Source organism: Enterobacter sp. E14S, from assembly GCF_055666685.1.
The window spans coordinates 1-244 of record NZ_JBVODQ010000041.1; the positions used below are offsets into that span (position 1 = coordinate 1).

The window sequence follows — 244 nt, forward strand, 5'->3', positions numbered from 1 at the left end:
CTTCTCTTTGTATGCGCCATTGTAGCACGTGTGTAGCCCTACTCGTAAGGGCCATGATGACTTGACGTCATCCCCACCTTCCTCCAGTTTATCACTGGCAGTCTCCTTTGAGTTCCCGGCCTAACCGCTGGCAACAAAGGATAAGGGTTGCGCTCGTTGCGGGACTTAACCCAACATTTCACAACACGAGCTGACGACAGCCATGCAGCACCTGTCTCAGAGTTCCCGAAGGCACCAATCCATC

The 244-nt window shown here is 53.3% G+C and carries 1 rRNA gene; it reads right to left on the reverse strand.

The window, feature by feature from the left end:
• Positions 1-244 (reverse strand): 16S ribosomal RNA (locus tag ACZ6J2_RS21905); the annotation flags it as partial.